11 protein-coding genes are annotated in these 17,433 nt (G+C 44.2%); 8 read left to right on the forward strand and 3 right to left on the reverse strand.

The genetic code is table 11. From position 1 onward, the window contains the following. The first annotated feature begins 135 nt into the window (after positions 1 to 135). Both Q4Q57_RS19215 and Q4Q57_RS19220 read left to right on the forward strand, forming a co-directional pair. Entirely contained in the window at positions 136 to 1,140 is a 1,005-nt protein-coding gene (locus Q4Q57_RS19215; RefSeq protein WP_311891745.1) for a TDT family transporter, read from the forward strand. Between the two features lie 642 nt (positions 1,141 to 1,782). After that, on the forward strand, positions 1,783 to 4,434 hold the full coding sequence (locus Q4Q57_RS19220; RefSeq protein ID WP_311891746.1) for a TonB-dependent receptor: 2,652 nt from the start codon (positions 1,783 to 1,785) through the stop codon (positions 4,432 to 4,434). A gap of 105 nt (positions 4,435 to 4,539) precedes the next feature. Here the strand turns inward: Q4Q57_RS19220 and Q4Q57_RS19225 are convergent, their stop codons facing one another. Continuing rightward, the gene (locus Q4Q57_RS19225; RefSeq protein WP_311891747.1) at positions 4,540 to 5,859 is read right to left on the reverse strand and encodes an IS4 family transposase; all 1,320 of its coding nucleotides are present in this window, start codon (positions 5,857 to 5,859) and stop codon (positions 4,540 to 4,542) included. Between the two features lie 131 nt (positions 5,860 to 5,990). Then, the gene (focA, locus tag Q4Q57_RS19230; RefSeq protein WP_311891748.1) at positions 5,991 to 6,983 is read right to left on the reverse strand and encodes a formate transporter FocA; all 993 of its coding nucleotides are present in this window, start codon (positions 6,981 to 6,983) and stop codon (positions 5,991 to 5,993) included. 1,266 nt (positions 6,984 to 8,249) lie between these two features. On the opposite strand from focA, the gene pflB reads away from it, so the two are divergent. After that, the gene (gene pflB / locus Q4Q57_RS19235) at positions 8,250 to 10,532 is read left to right on the forward strand and encodes a formate C-acetyltransferase (RefSeq protein WP_311891749.1); all 2,283 of its coding nucleotides are present in this window, start codon (positions 8,250 to 8,252) and stop codon (positions 10,530 to 10,532) included. Positions 10,533 to 10,595: 63 nt separating this feature from the next. Then, positions 10,596 to 11,336 carry a pyruvate formate lyase 1-activating protein gene (gene pflA / locus Q4Q57_RS19240; RefSeq protein ID WP_063884797.1) on the forward strand — a complete coding sequence of 247 codons (741 nt, stop codon included), beginning with the start codon at positions 10,596 to 10,598 and terminating at the stop codon, positions 11,334 to 11,336. 44 nt (positions 11,337 to 11,380) lie between these two features. Here pflA and yfbV read toward each other — a convergent pair whose 3' ends face one another. Beyond that, the gene (yfbV, locus tag Q4Q57_RS19245; protein ID WP_086010619.1) at positions 11,381 to 11,824 is read right to left on the reverse strand and encodes a terminus macrodomain insulation protein YfbV; all 444 of its coding nucleotides are present in this window, start codon (positions 11,822 to 11,824) and stop codon (positions 11,381 to 11,383) included. A 141-nt stretch (positions 11,825 to 11,965) separates the two neighbouring features. Between yfbV and ackA the strand changes: the two genes are divergently transcribed. The 4 genes from ackA to Q4Q57_RS19265 all read left to right on the forward strand — a co-directional run bounded on the left by ackA (position 11,966) and on the right by Q4Q57_RS19265 (position 17,201). Next, positions 11,966 to 13,165 (forward strand): acetate kinase, encoded by a 1,200-nt coding sequence (ackA, locus tag Q4Q57_RS19250; protein ID WP_006082161.1) that lies wholly within the window; start codon positions 11,966 to 11,968, stop codon positions 13,163 to 13,165. A gap of 113 nt (positions 13,166 to 13,278) precedes the next feature. Next, the gene (gene pta / locus Q4Q57_RS19255; protein WP_311891750.1) at positions 13,279 to 15,432 is read left to right on the forward strand and encodes a phosphate acetyltransferase; all 2,154 of its coding nucleotides are present in this window, start codon (positions 13,279 to 13,281) and stop codon (positions 15,430 to 15,432) included. A 482-nt stretch (positions 15,433 to 15,914) separates the two neighbouring features. Then, positions 15,915 to 16,349, forward strand: a complete 435-nt coding sequence (locus Q4Q57_RS19260) for a hypothetical protein (protein WP_311891751.1) — start codon at positions 15,915 to 15,917, stop codon at positions 16,347 to 16,349. A gap of 627 nt (positions 16,350 to 16,976) precedes the next feature. Continuing rightward, positions 16,977 to 17,201 (forward strand): hypothetical protein, encoded by a 225-nt coding sequence (locus Q4Q57_RS19265; protein ID WP_106650891.1) that lies wholly within the window; start codon positions 16,977 to 16,979, stop codon positions 17,199 to 17,201. The last annotated feature ends 232 nt before the right edge of the window (positions 17,202 to 17,433 follow it).

Here is a 17,433-nt window from a genome sequence, read left to right on the forward strand (position 1 = left end):
TGATAAGAAAAAATTACTTTATGAATAAAATTAATCAAATTTATTTATTCTTAATACCCGCAGTAAACTGAGGACATCAAAACAGCGCCCCAAAAAAGCGATGTTAAGCATTGTCAGTATTGAGAGGTATTCAACATGACTTCAAAACGCAAACGCTGGACATCCCACGCAGCTAAACTTCCCAGCCCTATGGCAGGACTGGCACTTGCCATTGCCAGCTTAGGTTGGACTTGGGAGAACATGACACCGTCACTTAATGGCGCAGGACAACTCACAGGTGCCATCATCGCCTCTGTGTTGCTGTTACTGCTCATGGGTAAGTTTATGCTGCATCCGACAATTCTAAAGGACGAACTCAGCCACCCAGTGATTGGTAGCGTGATCCCTACCTTCGCCATGGGGCTGATGGTCGTGTCTAAAACACTCGGCGATTATTTCCCCCAAGCTGGCTTAACCCTGTGGCTAGTGGCCATAGGTATACATGTGCTCTTCTTAAGCGCGTTTATCTACTACCGCGCCATCGATTTTAAACTCGAGCACATGGTACCAAGCTGGTTCGTGCCACCGATTGGCATCATAGTCGCGGCGGTGTCTTTCCCTGTATCTGACTACCAATGGCTAGCAAACGCCATTTTGGTTTTTGGGATGTTAGCTTACTTAGTCATGCTGCCTTTAATGCTCTATCGCCTCATTTTCTGTCAGGCAATACCTGATGCCGCTAAACCAACCATTGCGATTCTCGCGGCGCCCGCTAGTTTATCACTCGCAGGTTATCTAACCGTTTGCGAGCAGACGTCAATTCCCTTAGTTGCCCTACTACTGAGCATCGCCATTTTGATGACCAGCATCATCTACTTAGCCTTCTTTCACCTGTTAAAGCTGCCCTTTAGCCCGGGATACGCAGCCTTTACCTTCCCTATGGTGATCGGTGCTACCGCGCTCTTTAAAACCGCCGCTTGGTTAACCCAGTTCAACAACATGGGTGAGTTAGCGATATGGATAAAATACTTAGCAGAATTCGAGCTTGTGATCGCCACCTTAGTGGTTGCCTATGTTGCTCTACGCTATTTAGCACACTACTTTCCACTGCAATTTAAAGTGGAAGAGCTAATAAACAGAATAGAACCAAGTAAAAATTAATTCTCAATTTTATGCGCTCTGTACACATTAATTGGAATAACCTACCAAAACTCAAAGAAAGATGAATCGAGATTCATCTTTTTTTGAGTAACGAAGATATTAATAAAACCCTCAAAAATCAGTTCAATTTCAAACCGAACCTATCCTAGCCCTTCTAAAAAAGTGCATATTTAAGAGAATCAGCCATCTAACTTAAACAGCATGAAATTCTATATACAAAGTTAAGCTGCACAAGAAAACCTGAAGAGATGCAGAATGACTAACTAAATAAGCAAAATTTGCTATTTTCCCTATAAAAATAATAAAAAAGTATGATTTAACCAAAAGCAAATTAAAACAAAATGAAAACAATTATAAAAAACAAATAAACATTTAATTAACAGGCTTAACAAAAAAACATCAAAACCAGTACTAAGTAGCCATCATTAACGGCATTAATGATGCACAAACCCTTTGTAAAAAAACATTTAGAATAGAAATTTACAAATTTGAAACAATTTAAGCAACATTTATAATGTTGCACTTGTTATTTCCTTGTGGTTATATCTTGAACCTAATTAAAGGTGACACTTATTGGTTACAAAAGTGACTTTTAATAAAATAAGAATTAAACAAAAAAAACAAATGTTAAGGGAGAATAGAATGCGCGCAAAATCTACATTAGCCAAAGCAGTTCGCTTTGCGTTAATCAGCGGAGCTGCTACAGCAGCATTATCAACTTCAGCAGTATTTGCTGCTGAAGACGGTGCAAAAGTTGAACGTATTGAAGTAACAGGTTCTCGTATTCAAAGAACTGATATGGAATCAGCATTGCCTGTTACGGTTTTATCGGCTGAAGATATAGCTAAAACAGGCTTAAGCGACGTTTCTGCAGTATTAGCACAAATGCCATTTAACACTGCGGGAAGTTTTATTAGTGACGCTGGAAGTTCAGCAAGTAACCATGCAAGTTCAGGTATGCGCGGATTAGGCTCTAACCGTACGCTAACATTAATTAACGGACGTCGGATCGCTCCTTCCGCAACATTTGGTGGTGATTCAACCAACCTCAACTTAATCCCCATGGATGCAATTGAGCGTATCGAAATTTTACGTGATGGTGCATCAGCTATTTATGGTTCTGACGCTATCGGTGGTGTAATTAACATCATTCTTAAAAAGACATTCGATGGCTTAGCATTCGATGCAAAATTCGGTAGCCCAACACAAGGTGGCCGTGATGAAAAATCTGCTTCTATTACATTTGGTAAAACTGATGATAAAGGTAGTAGTTTAGTTGTTATCGAACATAAGGCATTTGACCCTCTGCAAGGTGGACAACGCCCTCACATAACAGCTAACTGGGACCAAAAATATGGTCGAAGTGGTTTGTATGCTCCAGAAGGAACATATCGTCCTGTAGCATCTCGCCCAGGAAAAGGCGCTGATGGAACATTTGATGACCCTGTTTACACAGGATTACAAGTTCCAGGTAAAGACTGTCCTGCTGATAGAGTTATTACCACTAAAGATGGCTCGGCCTGTGGATTCAGTCATTTTGATGGCACAGATTACTTACCTGAACAAACTAAAGACTCTATTTTTTCAAATATGACTCATCGCATTACTGATGAACTAGAGTGGTTTGGTCAAGCAATTGTAATGCGTGATAAATCAACCACATCTTCAACAGCATTATGGACTCCTAATCTATATATGGCTGCTGATAACAAGTTAAATCCAACATATGGCACAGCTCAAGCGTCAGAGGTTCAAGCCTATCACCGCTTAAAAGGTGTAGCTGATCGCAAAACAGAATTCGACTCAAATGTAGTCGATATCGTTACTGGCTTGAATCTTGAATTAGATGCTGGTTCATTAAGCTGGTATGTTCAATATTCTGATCAAGTCGTTAATATCGAAACGGACTCTTATGTCTTTGAAGATAAGTTACAAGAAGCTGTAGATAAAGAACTGTATAACCCTTTTGTGGAAGGTGGCAATGCAACACAGGCAACCTTAGATACATTTTTGCATACAGCAACACGTAAAGCGACATCGAACACAACTGGTACAGGTTTATCTTGGGCAGCTTTAGCACCAATAGCATTACCTGGTGGCGATTTAGGCTATGCCGTCGGTGTTGAATATCAAAAAATGGAGTACAAAGATACTCGTGATGCACAACAAGCGGCAGGCAATGTACTAGGTACTTATGGTGGTGATTCAGCTGGTGACCGAAGCTATAAAGCGGCATTTGTTGAATTAGAGCTTCCAGTTCTAGAAAATTTAAACGTTAAACTTGCTAGTCGTTATGACCAATACAGTCTTCCTGATGTTGGCCAATTATCAAGTTCAATTAACGTGCGTTATGAAGTGCTTGATAACTTAGTATTAAGAGCATCTTATGGACAAGGCTTTAGAGCACCGTCTTTAGACGACTTACTAGGCGAGCCAGCAACAAGTTATGATTCAATAACTGATACAACTCTGTGCCAAAGCTTACCTGATGATCAACAAGCAGGTAACAAAGCATGTGAAGATAACCAGTATTTACGTAAAAGTTCGGGTAATAAAGACTTAGATCCAGAGAAATCTGCTCAATACTCATTCGGTGCAGTATGGAACATCACCGAAAATATTGATTTGGTTGTTGATTACTACAATATTGAAATTACTGACCAAGTAAGTTATATCGATGCTCAAACTATTGTCGACTTAGAAGCGACAGCTGGTTTAGGTGCTTACGATCCAAACTATATTTATGTAAAACGTAAAGCTGATGGCACAATAGATGAAATTGGTGCTGGCAACATCAACATGGATGGCGTACAAACTTCAGGTCTAGATGTATCCTTTACGTCTAAATACGATCTAGGCAGTATGGGCGAATTAAAGTTTGCTGTTGAGGGTACATATGCACTTGAATATTCAGAGCAAGCAAGTCCAATCGCTAAACGCTATGATGTTTTAGGAACTAAAGGTTATCCACCACTACGTTTCAATACTACATTTAGCTATGCTATTGACGATTTCTCTGCGTCTTTAATCGCTAAATATATTGATTCCTATGATGGCGAAACACCACAACAACAAGAAGCAGGCACTAATAAGCAAGACTTCTCTTCGTTTACAACTTGGGATATGACGCTAAACTATGACTTTAACAATTATGGAAAAGTTACTGTAGGTGCGCGCAACCTATTTGATGCAATGCCAAATGTAAACTATAGTTTAGGTTACCCTGGGTACGATACAGATACACACAACATCTTAGGTCGTGTAGTATTTGCTGGTTACAAAGTTAAATTCTAACCTAATCAAAAATGGCATCTTTGGATGCCATTTTTATTTGCTGTATTTGCGAAACCCAGTAAATAAGCATAAAAAATGCCCAGCTATTTGCATAATGCCACTCGCTTAAGAGCGAGTGGCATTTTTACTTGGATATTTCACCGTTTTCTTTAGCACCACACGCGGACAGCTGGGCCGCTTCCTCTTCGGGGGTAAAATCAACCTCTTGCCATTTTCCCTCAGTCGTTTTAAGTGCTGTGGGATCGCTCCTGGACTCCCTCTGTCGCTCCAACCAAACTCATCCTGTATTAAAAACAGGGCATTAATGAAACTTATCCTCTGTGGTTCAACTTTATGCTGCACTGCCATTGCGGCCATCTCTAGCCGAACAATATTGTAGGTCGTCAAGATCCCCCATAATTCTTGATACACCCCATCCTTCTTCTTACTGCGCAGGACAGGTTTATTTTCCAGTTGATATTGCTTTAGCTCACCATAACCCCTCTCTATCTCCCATCGCTGCCAATACACCTTGAGCAAATCGTTCACTGGATAAGTGTTGGGGCATAGACATGACGTGATAAACCCTTTGATATCACCTTTGGGTGACGGAATAAGGATAAGGCGGGCTTGCCAGCACTCCCCCAGATAAGGCGCTTGCTGTTTAGCTTGGGGTGATACCGGCATCTCAACCAAATGGTCATACTCTGAGAATGACTCGATAATTTGATAGCGGGTCTTAGACTTTATCGGGGTTAACCAATGGGTGTTTGCACCACTTCCTTGCCAGCTGATGAGCAATTCGGCAGACATAAACCCACGGTCAAACAATGTGAGCGAATGCTCGGGAGCTGAGCCAACCAATTGCTGTGCATAGTGAATTTCACTGTGGGTAACAGGTCCGAAAGCCGCATCAGAAAGTAAGTGGCTGCGAGTAGACATTAAGGTGACCGCCAGCACAGAGGGAAAAGAAGCCGTGCTTTGTGCAAAGCCAAAGTGATGGTTTTCTTCAGTGTTATGCGTCTTAAAATACGTCCCATCAACACTGAGCAATTTCAATCCAGCTATCTCATCAAATTCGCACTGTGTTTCCCACTGTGCAGCGGTTGTTTTGAACAAATAACGCATGGGCTCTGAACCCAACTTTTCTTTGGCTTTGATGATGCTACTGGTCGCCAGTGGCGGGAGCTCCCCCTTGGCGTCGGGAAACGCCAGTGAGAGCGTATCACAGACTTGCTGAATCGAGCGGTTACGCATCAAACCAATGCCTAGAACCAACCAAACAGCTTGCTCTGCAGGGAAACGGCGGGTTCGAAGTGATGCCTTGCCAGTTTGTTGCACAGCCTCAGCCACCCAATCCATGGGAACATGTTTGGCGAATACATCAATATCCCGCGATTGGCAAAATTCAGCAGTAACGAGTAGCTCTTTAGAAAATTCAGACATAAAAAATCAGCCGCAACTTAGGTTGCGGCTGATTATGAAGCCCTTGAAAGAGCGTTCAACTACTTAAAACAATCGGCATTAAGCTATTTGCTGGGCATTTTCTTATCGTTCAACGGGTCATTTAAAGCGTTCTAAGAATTCTTCGTCAGCTTAATTTCACTCGCATGTTGAGGTTTTTCGTTATGTGAATGTGGTGCAGAAAAGTGCTCATGGTGAGCTTTGTGTGGATCGCTTGACGTCATTTTACCCTGCTCTACCCACCAATAACCTAAACCCACAATCACACCGCCGCCGACAATATTGCCAAGGGTGACTGGGATTAAGTTGTTGAATATAAAGTTCGCCACGGTTAAATCGGCAAACTGCTCTTGAGTCACACCTAAAGATGCGAAGAATTCTGGGCTGGCGATAGATTGGATCATCATGCCCATAGGCACCATAAACAGGTTAGCGATACTGTGTTCAAAACCGCTGCTGACGAACATGGCCACAGGTAAGATCAACAGTAGGGATTTAGTTAACACATCGCGACTGGCAAAGGTCATCCACACACCCAAACACACCAACATGTTACACAAAATGCCTAAGCTAAAGGCTTGGATCCAAGTATGATGCAGTTTGTGTTGCGCCACTTTAAGGGCATTTAATCCCCAGTTACCACCATCGAGTTCATACATGCCTGCGGCGGTGATCAAACAAACCATCAATATAGCGCCGACAAAATTGCCCGCATAAACCCGGCACCAACACTTGAGTAACTCTGCGCCAGAGACCTGTTTTTGTGCCCAAGCCACGGTACTGAGTACGGAACTGGTAAACAGTTCTCCGCCGCAAACAACCACTAAGATCAGACCTAAACTGAAGGCTATTCCACCCACTAAGCGAACTAAACCCCAAGGCGCATCGCCAGCACCTGTGGTCACAGTGAGATAAAATACAAAAGCTAAGGCGATGAAAGCACCTGCAAACACAGCCAGGCCAAAAGATTGCCAAGGCGCTTTAACCACTTTGCTGGTACCGTAAATTTCCGCCTGATTATAACAACTAAAGTGCGCAGAAACCTGTGGCGTTTCGTGGGCGCTATTTATCACAGTTGGGGTTGATGATGGAATTGGGCTTTTCATTGCATGACTCCAACTTCAGATAAACAGACTTGAATGCGTAGCATATATCTCTCCTGCAGCGCCATTGCGCAGATAGCACGAATCAAAACCGAGATGTTGATTTGCTGAAAATGATGATTCACTAAAGTCTCGCTTTGTACCATACAACGCGCTCATGCTGTGAAGTAGATATTGCTAAAGCGTGATGTTATTCACACCAAAAATGTGAAAACTTTGAAGCCAAAAACACAAAAGGTTAATTGGTCTTACCAAAAATCAAACAATTTCACCCATCAGGATGACATGTTTTTAGGTCGTCTTTACCCTAAAATAACTCGTTTCCACCGTAAGCTTATGTAACTCGCGAGCACACTCATGCTCAAACTCGCAATAAAACGGATGACTAAAATCAGCTTCAGTAAACTCAGTTCGACTCTCCCCTGAAGCATTGATTTGGCACTGAAGCATAGATGTAGCAATAGATTGTCTCTCACACTTCAATATCCACTGGATTGGCTCCGCCAGCGCCCCATGCCTCTGTCTTGACAGTCTAGCCGTGTGATAAGCGATAACATACCTGATAAGCAGCAGAAACCTTGTTCAGCCACTCTTTTATAATTTTTAGCAGGATTCAGGCATTAGCGTTTTGGCCGATGGGAGGCCCTACACAATGCCCAAACATCAACAAGGTTAGCGAATAAACTACAATTAATACAAATAGCTAACATGGAGCTTGTTTCTACATCATCAACAAAACTGCCGCAGTTATACCTAGTTTATTCGCCCCTCACGCGACCCCAGCAAAAATCAATCGATACGAGGATAGATTTCTCCCAAATAAAGGGGGACAGTAAATGGCAACAACCAAAGGCTTAGTGGTTTAAGGAGTGACAAGTTTGAATGTCACACCAAGTAGAAAAGCGTGCTGTATTCCTAATAGTAGTAAAAAAATGCTACCTAGCTAGCAAATTTGGGATTAACAGAGCATAAACCAAGCCGTTTAAGATGCGATAGCGACAGACCTATGTTAATATGCTTATGGACAATTGGTCTTACCAATTATAAAGATTTATCAGTAGCCGATAATCAAAGTAAGCGAATATTTGTCATCTTATCGGGTATCAATAGACAGACTTTTGGAGTGACGAGCGCTTCAAAATCCAGTTCCCATCATAGGGCGTCATCATGAAGGGAGCTTTATTTCAGGAATTAGCTATTGGCTTATACTCAGCATCGCTTCACGCTGATCGCCAATAACCTTTATCTCAACCAGAAGGTATTAGTACGATGACCGAAAAAACTGAACTGTTTGCCAACGCATGGGAAGGCTTTACCCCTGGCGATTGGAAATCTGAAGTCAATGTACGTGACTTTATCCAACAAAACTACGCGCCTTTTGAAGGCGACGAATCATTCCTTGCCGGTGCCACCGAAGCGACCACAATCCTGTGGGATAAAGTCATGGAAGGCATCAAACAGGAAAACCGTACCCACGCGCCTGTTGATTTCGATACTAAGATGGTCTCTACCATCACTTCCCACGACGCTGGCTACATCAACAAAGAATTAGAAACTATCGTTGGCTTACAAACAGATGCGCCGCTAAAACGCGCTATGTTGCCTAATGGTGGTATTCGTATGGTGGAAAGCTCATGCGCTGCCTACGACCGCGTGCTAGATGAAGACGTTAAATACATCTATTCAGAACTGCGTAAAACCCATAACCAAGGTGTGTTCGATGTTTACACCCCAGAAATTATGGCTTGCCGTAAATCAGGTATTTTAACCGGTTTACCTGATGCTTATGGCCGTGGCCGTATCATTGGTGACTATCGCCGTGTGGCACTTTACGGTATCGATTACCTGATGAAAGATAAGTTTGCCCAATTCACTTCACTGCAAGCGCAGTTCGAAGCGGGTGAAGAATTATCAAATGTTATCCAATTACGTGAAGAAATCGCCGAGCAACACCGTGCACTAGGTCAAATGAAGAAAATGGCTGCCAAATATGGCTGCGATATTTCTCGCCCAGCGACCACTGCACAAGAAGCAATTCAATGGACTTACTTCGGTTACTTAGCCGCAGTGAAAAGCCAAAACGGCGCGGCGATGTCATTAGGCCGTACCTCTTCATTCCTCGACATCTATATTGAACGCGATCTGAAAAATGGCACCTTAACTGAGCAACAAGCTCAGGAAATGATTGACCATTTCGTGATGAAACTGCGTATGGTACGTTTCCTACGTACTCCAGAATACGATGAATTGTTCTCTGGCGACCCAATTTGGGCGACGGAGTCAATCGGCGGTATGGGCTTAGATGGCCGTACGTTAGTGACGAAATCAAGCTTCCGTTTCTTGAACACCCTTTACACTATGGGTCCAAGTCCAGAGCCAAACATCACGGTATTATGGTCAGATAAACTGCCAATCGGCTTCAAAAAATATTGCGCCAAAGTGTCTATCGACACTAGCTCAATCCAATACGAAAACGATGACTTAATGCGTCCAGATTTCCAATCAGACGACTATGCAATCGCCTGTTGTGTGAGCCCTATGGTTGTAGGTAAACACATGCAGTTCTTCGGTGCTCGCGCTAACTTAGCGAAAACCATGCTGTATGCGATTAACGGCGGCGTAGACGAAAAACTGAAAATCCAAATTGCCCCTAAAGCAGACATGATCACAGACGAAGTGCTCAACTTTGATGATGTGATGAATCGCTTAGACGGGTTAATGGATTGGTTAGCGACGCAATATGTCACAGCACTGAACTCAATCCACTTCATGCACGACAAGTACTCTTACGAAGCCGCGCTAATGGCACTGCACGACAGAGACGTACGTCGCACTATGGCTTGTGGTATTGCGGGTCTGTCTATCGCAGCCGACTCACTGTCTGCCATCAAATTCGCCACTGTAAAACCTGTTCGTGATGAAAACGGCATTGCAGTTGATTTCGAAATCAGCGGTGACTATCCAAAATTTGGTAACAACGACCCACGTGTTGATGATATCGCCTGTGATTTAGTTGAACGTTTTATGGCGAAAATTCGCGACCGTAAAATGTATCGCAATGCGATCCCAACTCAGTCAATTCTGACCATCACCTCAAACGTGGTTTATGGTAAGAAAACCGGTAACACACCAGATGGTCGTCGTTCAGGTGCGCCATTTGCACCGGGTGCAAACCCTATGCATGGCCGTGATGAAAAAGGCGCAATCGCTTCTTTAACCTCAGTGGCAAAACTCCCATTTGCCCACGCTCAAGACGGTATCTCTTATACCTTCTCAATCGTGCCAAATGCGCTGGGTAAAGATGATGATGCTCGCCGTACCAACTTAGCGGCATTGATGGACGGATACTTCGACCACAATGACAAAAAAGAAGGTGGCCAACACTTGAACGTCAACGTGATGAACCGCGAGATGCTCGAAGATGCCGTTAAGCATCCAGACAAGTATCCACAGCTGACCATCCGTGTTTCTGGCTACGCAGTGCGCTTCAACTCACTGACGCCAGAGCAGCAACAAGATGTGATCACGCGTACATTCACCAAAGGTCTGTAAGCTAAATTAGTCAAGGCTGTAGTACACTGTGCTACAGCCTCACTTATTTTAACAGGAGTCACAATGGCAGTTATCGGTCGGATCCACTCAGTGGAATCCTTTGGCACAGTCGATGGTCCAGGCATACGGTTTATCACCTTTATGCAAGGCTGTTTAATGCGCTGCCAGTATTGCCACAACCGTGACACTTGGGATCTTGATGGCGGAAAAGAAGTTCTGGTCGATGAGTTAATGAGTCAAATCATCAGCTATCGGCCTTTTCTCGATGCCAGCAATGGTGGTGTTACGGCCAGTGGTGGTGAAGCCATTTTACAGGCAGAATTCGTCGCCGAATTATTCACAGCCTGTCAGCAAGAAGGTATTCATACCTGTTTAGATACCAATGGTTTTGTACGTAAGTACACGCCAGTGATTGATGAGTTACTCGACCACACTGACTTGGTCCTGCTCGACATCAAACACATGGATGATGAAAAACATATTGAGTTAACCAAAGTCAGCAACCATAGAACATTGCAATTTGCGCAGTATTTGGCAGAGCGTAATCAAGCAACGTGGATACGGTATGTGGTGGTGGGCGGATTTACCGACGATGAAGCATCGGCATTACAACTGGCCGAGTTTATCAAGCCCATGAAAAACATTGAAAAGGTAGAATTACTACCCTATCACGAATTAGGTAAACACAAGTGGGAAGCCATGGGCGAAAGCTATCAACTCGATGGCATATCACCACCGAGCCGAGAAACCATGGAAAAGATCAAAGCCGTATTTGTTGGGCAAGGGATTAACGCGATTTATTAATCCACAGTAATAGAAAAGCCAACACGGATAACAGCGGCAACGGCCTAAAGTTCTTCCCAATAACTGGCATCTAAACGCTCAAAGGCTATTTTTAAAATCAGGGCCATGTCGAGATAACAGGCTTTAGCGCCTAACGTTTGGCAATTGATACCCATGGACGACAACTTCGCACTCAACTGGTTACTCCAGTCGAACAGCGTTAACGGTAATGGATGGCGCGCTCGCCAACCTAACCACAGCAGCCCCTGTAACGGTAAGCTGATGAAAAATAAACCGAGAGTGACAGCTTGGGGCAGAAATGCCCAACCGTGAATATACAGCTGGCTCATACTCACAAAAAACGCCAACACTGGCATCACCAGTATGGCTAACTGAGTGGCTCGGACGACCCGATACTCAGGGAAATAAAAACCCAGTTGTCTAACCATAGGCCAAGTCTTCATATATTGATGACCATCACCTAAGGTTTTGAGGATCTTAATGCTCAATTTTAGACACCAACTACAATGGAATACTGCTTTTACCATAGCACAATCTGGCGAATCGCCCCAAGACTGTTATGGTAAAAACACCGCAGTTCCTAATTTTTTTGAATCGTTATATTAAACACAATGGCAAAGGGTTTACACATGTCAAATAATCTGGTTTTAGTGCTCAATTGCGGTAGCTCTTCTCTCAAATTTGCCGTCATTGACGCGCAAACAGGTGACGATCAAATTTCTGGCTTAGCCGAATGTTTTGGTTTAGAAGACTCGCGCATTAAATGGAAAATCAACGGCGAAAAACATGAAGCGGCCTTAGGCGCATTTACGGCTCACCGTGAAGCAGTTGAATACATTGTTAATAAAATCCTTGCGGAACAGCCTGAATTAGCTGCGAAAATTCAAGCCGTTGGCCACCGTATCGTTCACGGCGGTGAAAAGTTCACTCGCTCTGTGATCATCGACGAAAGCGTGATCAAAGGTATCGAAGATTGTGCTTCACTAGCCCCCCTGCACAATCCTGCTCACCTTATCGGCATCCGTGCAGCCATTGCCTCTTTCCCTAAATTGCCACAGGTTGCTGTATTTGATACCGCTTTCCACCAAAGCATGCCAGACAGAGCTTATGTCTACGCCCTACCTTACAAGTTATACCGTGAACACGGTATCCGTCGTTATGGCATGCATGGCACGAGTCATTTATTCGTTAGCCGTGAAGCGGCAAAAATGCTCAACAAGCCCATTGAAGAAACCAACGTTATCTGTGCTCACTTGGGCAACGGCGCGTCAGTCACGGCTATCAAAGGCGGAAAAAGTGTCGACACTTCTATGGGCTTAACCCCATTAGAAGGTTTGGTCATGGGCACACGTTGTGGCGATATTGACCCTTCAATCATCTATCACTTAGTTCACCAACTGGGTTACACCTTAGAAGAAGTGAATAACCTGATGAACAAGCAAAGTGGTCTGCTGGGTATTTCCGAGCTGACTAACGATTGTCGCGGTATCGAAGAAGGTTACGCCGACGGCCATAAAGGCGCGACCTTAGCCTTAGAAATCTTCTGCTACCGTTTAGCCAAATACATCGCCTCTTACACTGTGCCACTGGGCCGTTTAGATGCAGTCGTCTTCACCGGCGGCATTGGCGAAAACTCAGACTTAATCCGCGAAAAAGTGCTCAACATGCTGGAAATCTTCAATTTCCATGTCGATAGCGAACGCAACAAAGCGGCGCGTTTCGGTAAGAAAGGCATCATCACTCAAGATAAAGGCACGATTGCTATGGTGATCCCAACGAACGAAGAATGGGTAATCGCCGAAGATTCAATTAAACTGATCAACAAATAAAAAATGACCTAAGCCGTTTGCTCACCCAAACGGCTTTACGCTTTACATAGCCATACTCACAAGCAAATTTGCAGAAACTCTTCTGCCAAAAACCATCGAAACTAGAGGTTTTTATGTCTCGTAATATTATGTTAATCCCCATAGGTACCGGAGTCGGCCTGACCTCCTTAAGCCTTGGGATGGTTCGCGCACTGGAGCGCCACGGAGTTAAAGTTCAGTTCTTTAAGCCGATTTCCCAACTTAGACCTAATGATAACGGCCCAGAACGCTCAACTACTATTCTGAGTAAATCGCCGACGGTAAATCCGTTAGAGCCCTTCGACATGGCCCATGCCGAAGCTCTAATTCGTGCTGACCAAACCGACGTATTAATGGAGCAAATCATTGCCCGTGCGTCAGATTGCGCCAGCAATACTGAGACCTTAATTGTTGAAGGTTTAGTGCCAACCCGTAACCATCCCTTTGCCGACGATGTGAACTATGCCATCGCTAAAGCCATGGATGCTGACGTGATTTTTATTGCCACGCCAGGTAGCGATACTTCAACTGGGTTGATGAATCGCCTTGAAATCGCCTACAACTCTTGGGGCGGGAAAAAGAACAAACGGTTGATTGGCGCTGTGATCAACAAGATTGGTGCCCCCGTTGACGATGAAGGTCGCGCGCGCCCTGATCTCTCTGAAGTCTTTGATCACCAAGGTGTTCAACGCTCTGATGCGGCCAGCATGTTCCAAATGCCAGGTAAAAGCCCACTGCGTATTTTAGGTAGCGTGCCATACAACCTCGATCTTGTTGCACCACGTGCCTCGGATCTGGCGAAGCATTTAAGCGCACGCATTCTTAATGCCGGCGAAATGCATACTCGTCGTCTGCGTAAAGTGACGTTCTGTGCCCGCAGTATCCCTAATATGGTGACCCATATTAAGACTGATTCACTACTTGTGACCTCAGGCGATCGCTCAGATGTCATCGTATCAGCCTGTCTTGCGGCCATGAACGGCGTGAAAATTGGTGCCCTACTGTTGACGGGTAGCTACGAGCCAGAGCCAGAAATTCTTAAGCTGTGTGAACAGGCCTTTGAAACCGGTTTACCTGTGTTCTTAATCGACAGCAACACTTGGCAAACCTCGCTCAACATTCAACGTTTCGACCATGAAGTACCTGTAGATGACGCGGTTCGTATTGATCTGGTGCAGGATTATGTGGCCAGCCACATCGACCAAACGTGGATTGAAAGCGTCACTAAAAACTCGCCCCGTGAGCATCGCCTGTCACCACCCGCTTTCCGTTACAAACTCACGGAATTGGCGCGCGCCGCACACAAGACTGTGGTGCTGCCAGAAGGTGATGAGCCACGTACCATTAAAGCGGCGGCCATTTGTGCCGAACGCGGTATCGCTCGCTGTGTGCTTTTAGGTAAAAAAGATGAAATCCTGCGTATCGCCGCACAGCAAGATGTGGTGCTGGGCGAAGGCGTGATCATTATCGATCCAGAAGAGGTGCGCGACCGTTACGTAGAACCTATGTTAGAACTGCGTCGCAGCAAAGGCTTAACCGAAGTCGTTGCCCGTGAACAGTTAGAAGACAACATGGTGCTTGGCACTATGATGCTGGCGCAAAATGAAGTTGACGGTATCGTATCTGGCGCGGTTAACACCACGGCCAATACCATTCGTCCACCACTGCAATTGATCAAAACGGCACCGGGCTCAAGCTTAGTTTCGTCCATCTTCTTTATGTTGATGCCAGATCAAGTGCTTGTTTACGGTGACTGCGCAATTAACCCAGATCCCAATGCAGAGCAATTAGCCGATATCGCCATCCAATCAGCGGAATCAGCCAAAGCCTTCGGTATCGAGCCAAGAGTCGCGATGATCAGCTACTCAACCGGTAACTCTGGGACAGGTTCAGATGTGGATAAAGTGCGTGAAGCGACGCGTATCGCCAAAGAAAAACGCCCAGATCTGATTATTGATGGTCCATTGCAATACGATGCGGCGGTTATGCCAAACGTTGCTCGCTCTAAGGCACCTAATAGTCCTGTCGCAGGCCAAGCCACCGTTTTCGTGTTCCCAGACCTTAACACAGGCAACACGACTTACAAGGCCGTACAGCGAAGTGCGGATCTGATCAGTATCGGTCCTATGCTGCAAGGTATGCGCAAACCTGTGAACGACTTATCTCGCGGCGCGTTAGTCGATGATATCGTCTACACTATCGCCCTAACGGCAATTCAAGCTGCACAGAACGATGCAGCTAAAGGCTAATACGGCGAAATCTGCATAGCGTTAGATGCAAAAAAGCACTGGTTATTACCGGTGCTTTTTTTTATGTTCAAATTTAGCTTAAGCAAGGCTATCGCTCTAAGATAATGGCGCAATAGCAAAGCCAGTATGGCAAAAATACGCACACTAAATACGGTGAAAACGAAATAAGCGGTGTGAATAATGTGAGTGTACTGCGAAAAATATCCACAACTGAAAGTGGAACATGGCGGAAAACTGAAAAGCGTCACTTTTTAACCAGCAGATAAAGCAAGACAATATCAGTGACTTACAAAGTATCACTGAAGTCTTCAACATAGTTTTCCACAGTTTCTGTGGATAACCTTTTTATTTGTCTCTTAACTATATGCCACAGTCAGTAGGCTTGAGTCAACGCATTTCCCAATAGATCGCAAATAACGACAAAACTTGTGCATTAAGGCTAAAATCGCGATACTCAGAACAAATTCCAATAACTAAAACTTATGCGAACTCTATTTTTTATCTCCCTGCTGTTCCTCTTTGGTTGCGGCGATCCCTCGACGGAAAATCAACGCCAGTTATCGCCCGAAGAAGTGAGCTTAGGCTTTTTTAAAGCAATTTATGTCGATCGCGATGTTGAACAAGCCAAGCAATTTGTCGATGAGCCAATTAAACAAGTGCTCACCCATTACTATATTGCCGCCGCGGTGCAGCGTAATATGCTCGGCCTGTCGATGACCAATGTTGAAATGGAAATTGATGATATCGATATCGACTTTTTCCGTAAATTTACCAAAGACGTCATTGTTGTGGTCAAAATGAAAGGGCTTAAAGGCGGCCAGCCGTGGATTGATGACAGGACCATACGCCTCCACAAGATTGGCAGTAAATGGACGATCGTCGAGCTGATGCCAGAAAAGCGCAAAGTAAACGGTTAATCTCCCTTCTCGCTAGCCTCTTTTATTGCGCATGCCTTATCATGCGCTCAATCCAAGTACCGATTTCAACCAAAAAAATAGCAACCCTAAGGTTGCTATTTCAATGTGCTTGTTTTGTTACGTCGGACTCATAAGTACCGTCAGTTAATCGCTATCGATTAAGCTTGGATCACTTCTTCTTCGCTTTCAGCAGGTAAAGACGTCAGTACATCGTCTTTCACTTGATAATAAGCATTTTCGTATTCATGAACTTCCATAACAACTCCTGCTTGATTGGGTAAGGTCGCAGAGGCATGTCATTCTATGCTGACATTTTGCCTATGAGGAAAGGGATATATTCCGTGGGCAGGAGTATAACAAAGCCAAAATCATAATTACAGAAAACTTTCAGTTTTGTTAGAGCGCCGGTGCCACTTAAGGCGTATTATCACTTTTAAGGCTCAAAATCTGTCCTAAAAACTGAAAGCCTTTCATTTATGGCAATGATGATTCGCCGCCCATGACACCATTTAATGCAGCCCTATATGCACAAACGCTATTAACAGAAATCGCTTACAAACAATGAATCTAGGGAAGTGTGACGCTAGCTGCTATCAATTAAGTAATGACGCGAGTAGGAGGTAAGATATGAACGCACTCATTGAGCTTGAAGCCACCACACTAACGACATTATTTAGCCACGGCGATGTATTAGGGATCCGCATGTTTATGGAACACATGAATATGCCATTAGATGTTCAGGACAGGCTTTATGATGAAATTTCCGCCCTCAAACACTTAAACCATCATCAAGTGAGCAAAGTGATTGAAACCTTTGGACAATCGCAGCTCTCTGAACGATTAAGCTACTGACGAAACGTTTAAGCTATTGAGTAACCATTTACTCATCAACAAGTGACTGCGTAAAAAGCTCAACACTCAAGCTAGTCTGACTGCAAGCTTGGCTTGAGTTTGCACATCCATACTTGTTGCACTTTTAGAATCCGTAATTTAATTAGCCCTATTAAAAACAAGTAAAGAATCCGCCTTCTTAGAAGGCGGCTTTGACTTGCCCCTGGAAGGGGCTATTCCAAGAACCTACATC

It is taken from the genome of Shewanella sp. SP2S2-6 (genome assembly GCF_031931965.1).
Taxonomy (GTDB): Bacteria; Pseudomonadota; Gammaproteobacteria; order Enterobacterales; family Shewanellaceae; genus Shewanella; species Shewanella baltica.

Coding starts and splice junctions, on each gene's coding strand:
- Q4Q57_RS19215 (WP_311891745.1), top strand. CDS start 136: ATGACTTCAAAACGCAAACGCTGGACATCCCACGCAGCTAAACTTCCC.
- Q4Q57_RS19220 (WP_311891746.1), top strand. CDS start 1,783: ATGCGCGCAAAATCTACATTAGCCAAAGCAGTTCGCTTTGCGTTAATC.
- Q4Q57_RS19225 (WP_311891747.1), bottom strand. CDS start 5,859: ATGTCTGAATTTTCTAAAGAGCTACTCGTTACTGCTGAATTTTGCCAA.
- focA (WP_311891748.1), bottom strand. CDS start 6,983: ATGAAAAGCCCAATTCCATCATCAACCCCAACTGTGATAAATAGCGCC.
- pflB (WP_311891749.1), top strand. CDS start 8,250: ATGACCGAAAAAACTGAACTGTTTGCCAACGCATGGGAAGGCTTTACC.
- pflA (WP_063884797.1), top strand. CDS start 10,596: ATGGCAGTTATCGGTCGGATCCACTCAGTGGAATCCTTTGGCACAGTC.
- ackA (WP_006082161.1), top strand. CDS start 11,966: ATGTCAAATAATCTGGTTTTAGTGCTCAATTGCGGTAGCTCTTCTCTC.
- pta (WP_311891750.1), top strand. CDS start 13,279: ATGTCTCGTAATATTATGTTAATCCCCATAGGTACCGGAGTCGGCCTG.
- Q4Q57_RS19260 (WP_311891751.1), top strand. CDS start 15,915: ATGCGAACTCTATTTTTTATCTCCCTGCTGTTCCTCTTTGGTTGCGGC.
- Q4Q57_RS19265 (WP_106650891.1), top strand. CDS start 16,977: ATGAACGCACTCATTGAGCTTGAAGCCACCACACTAACGACATTATTT.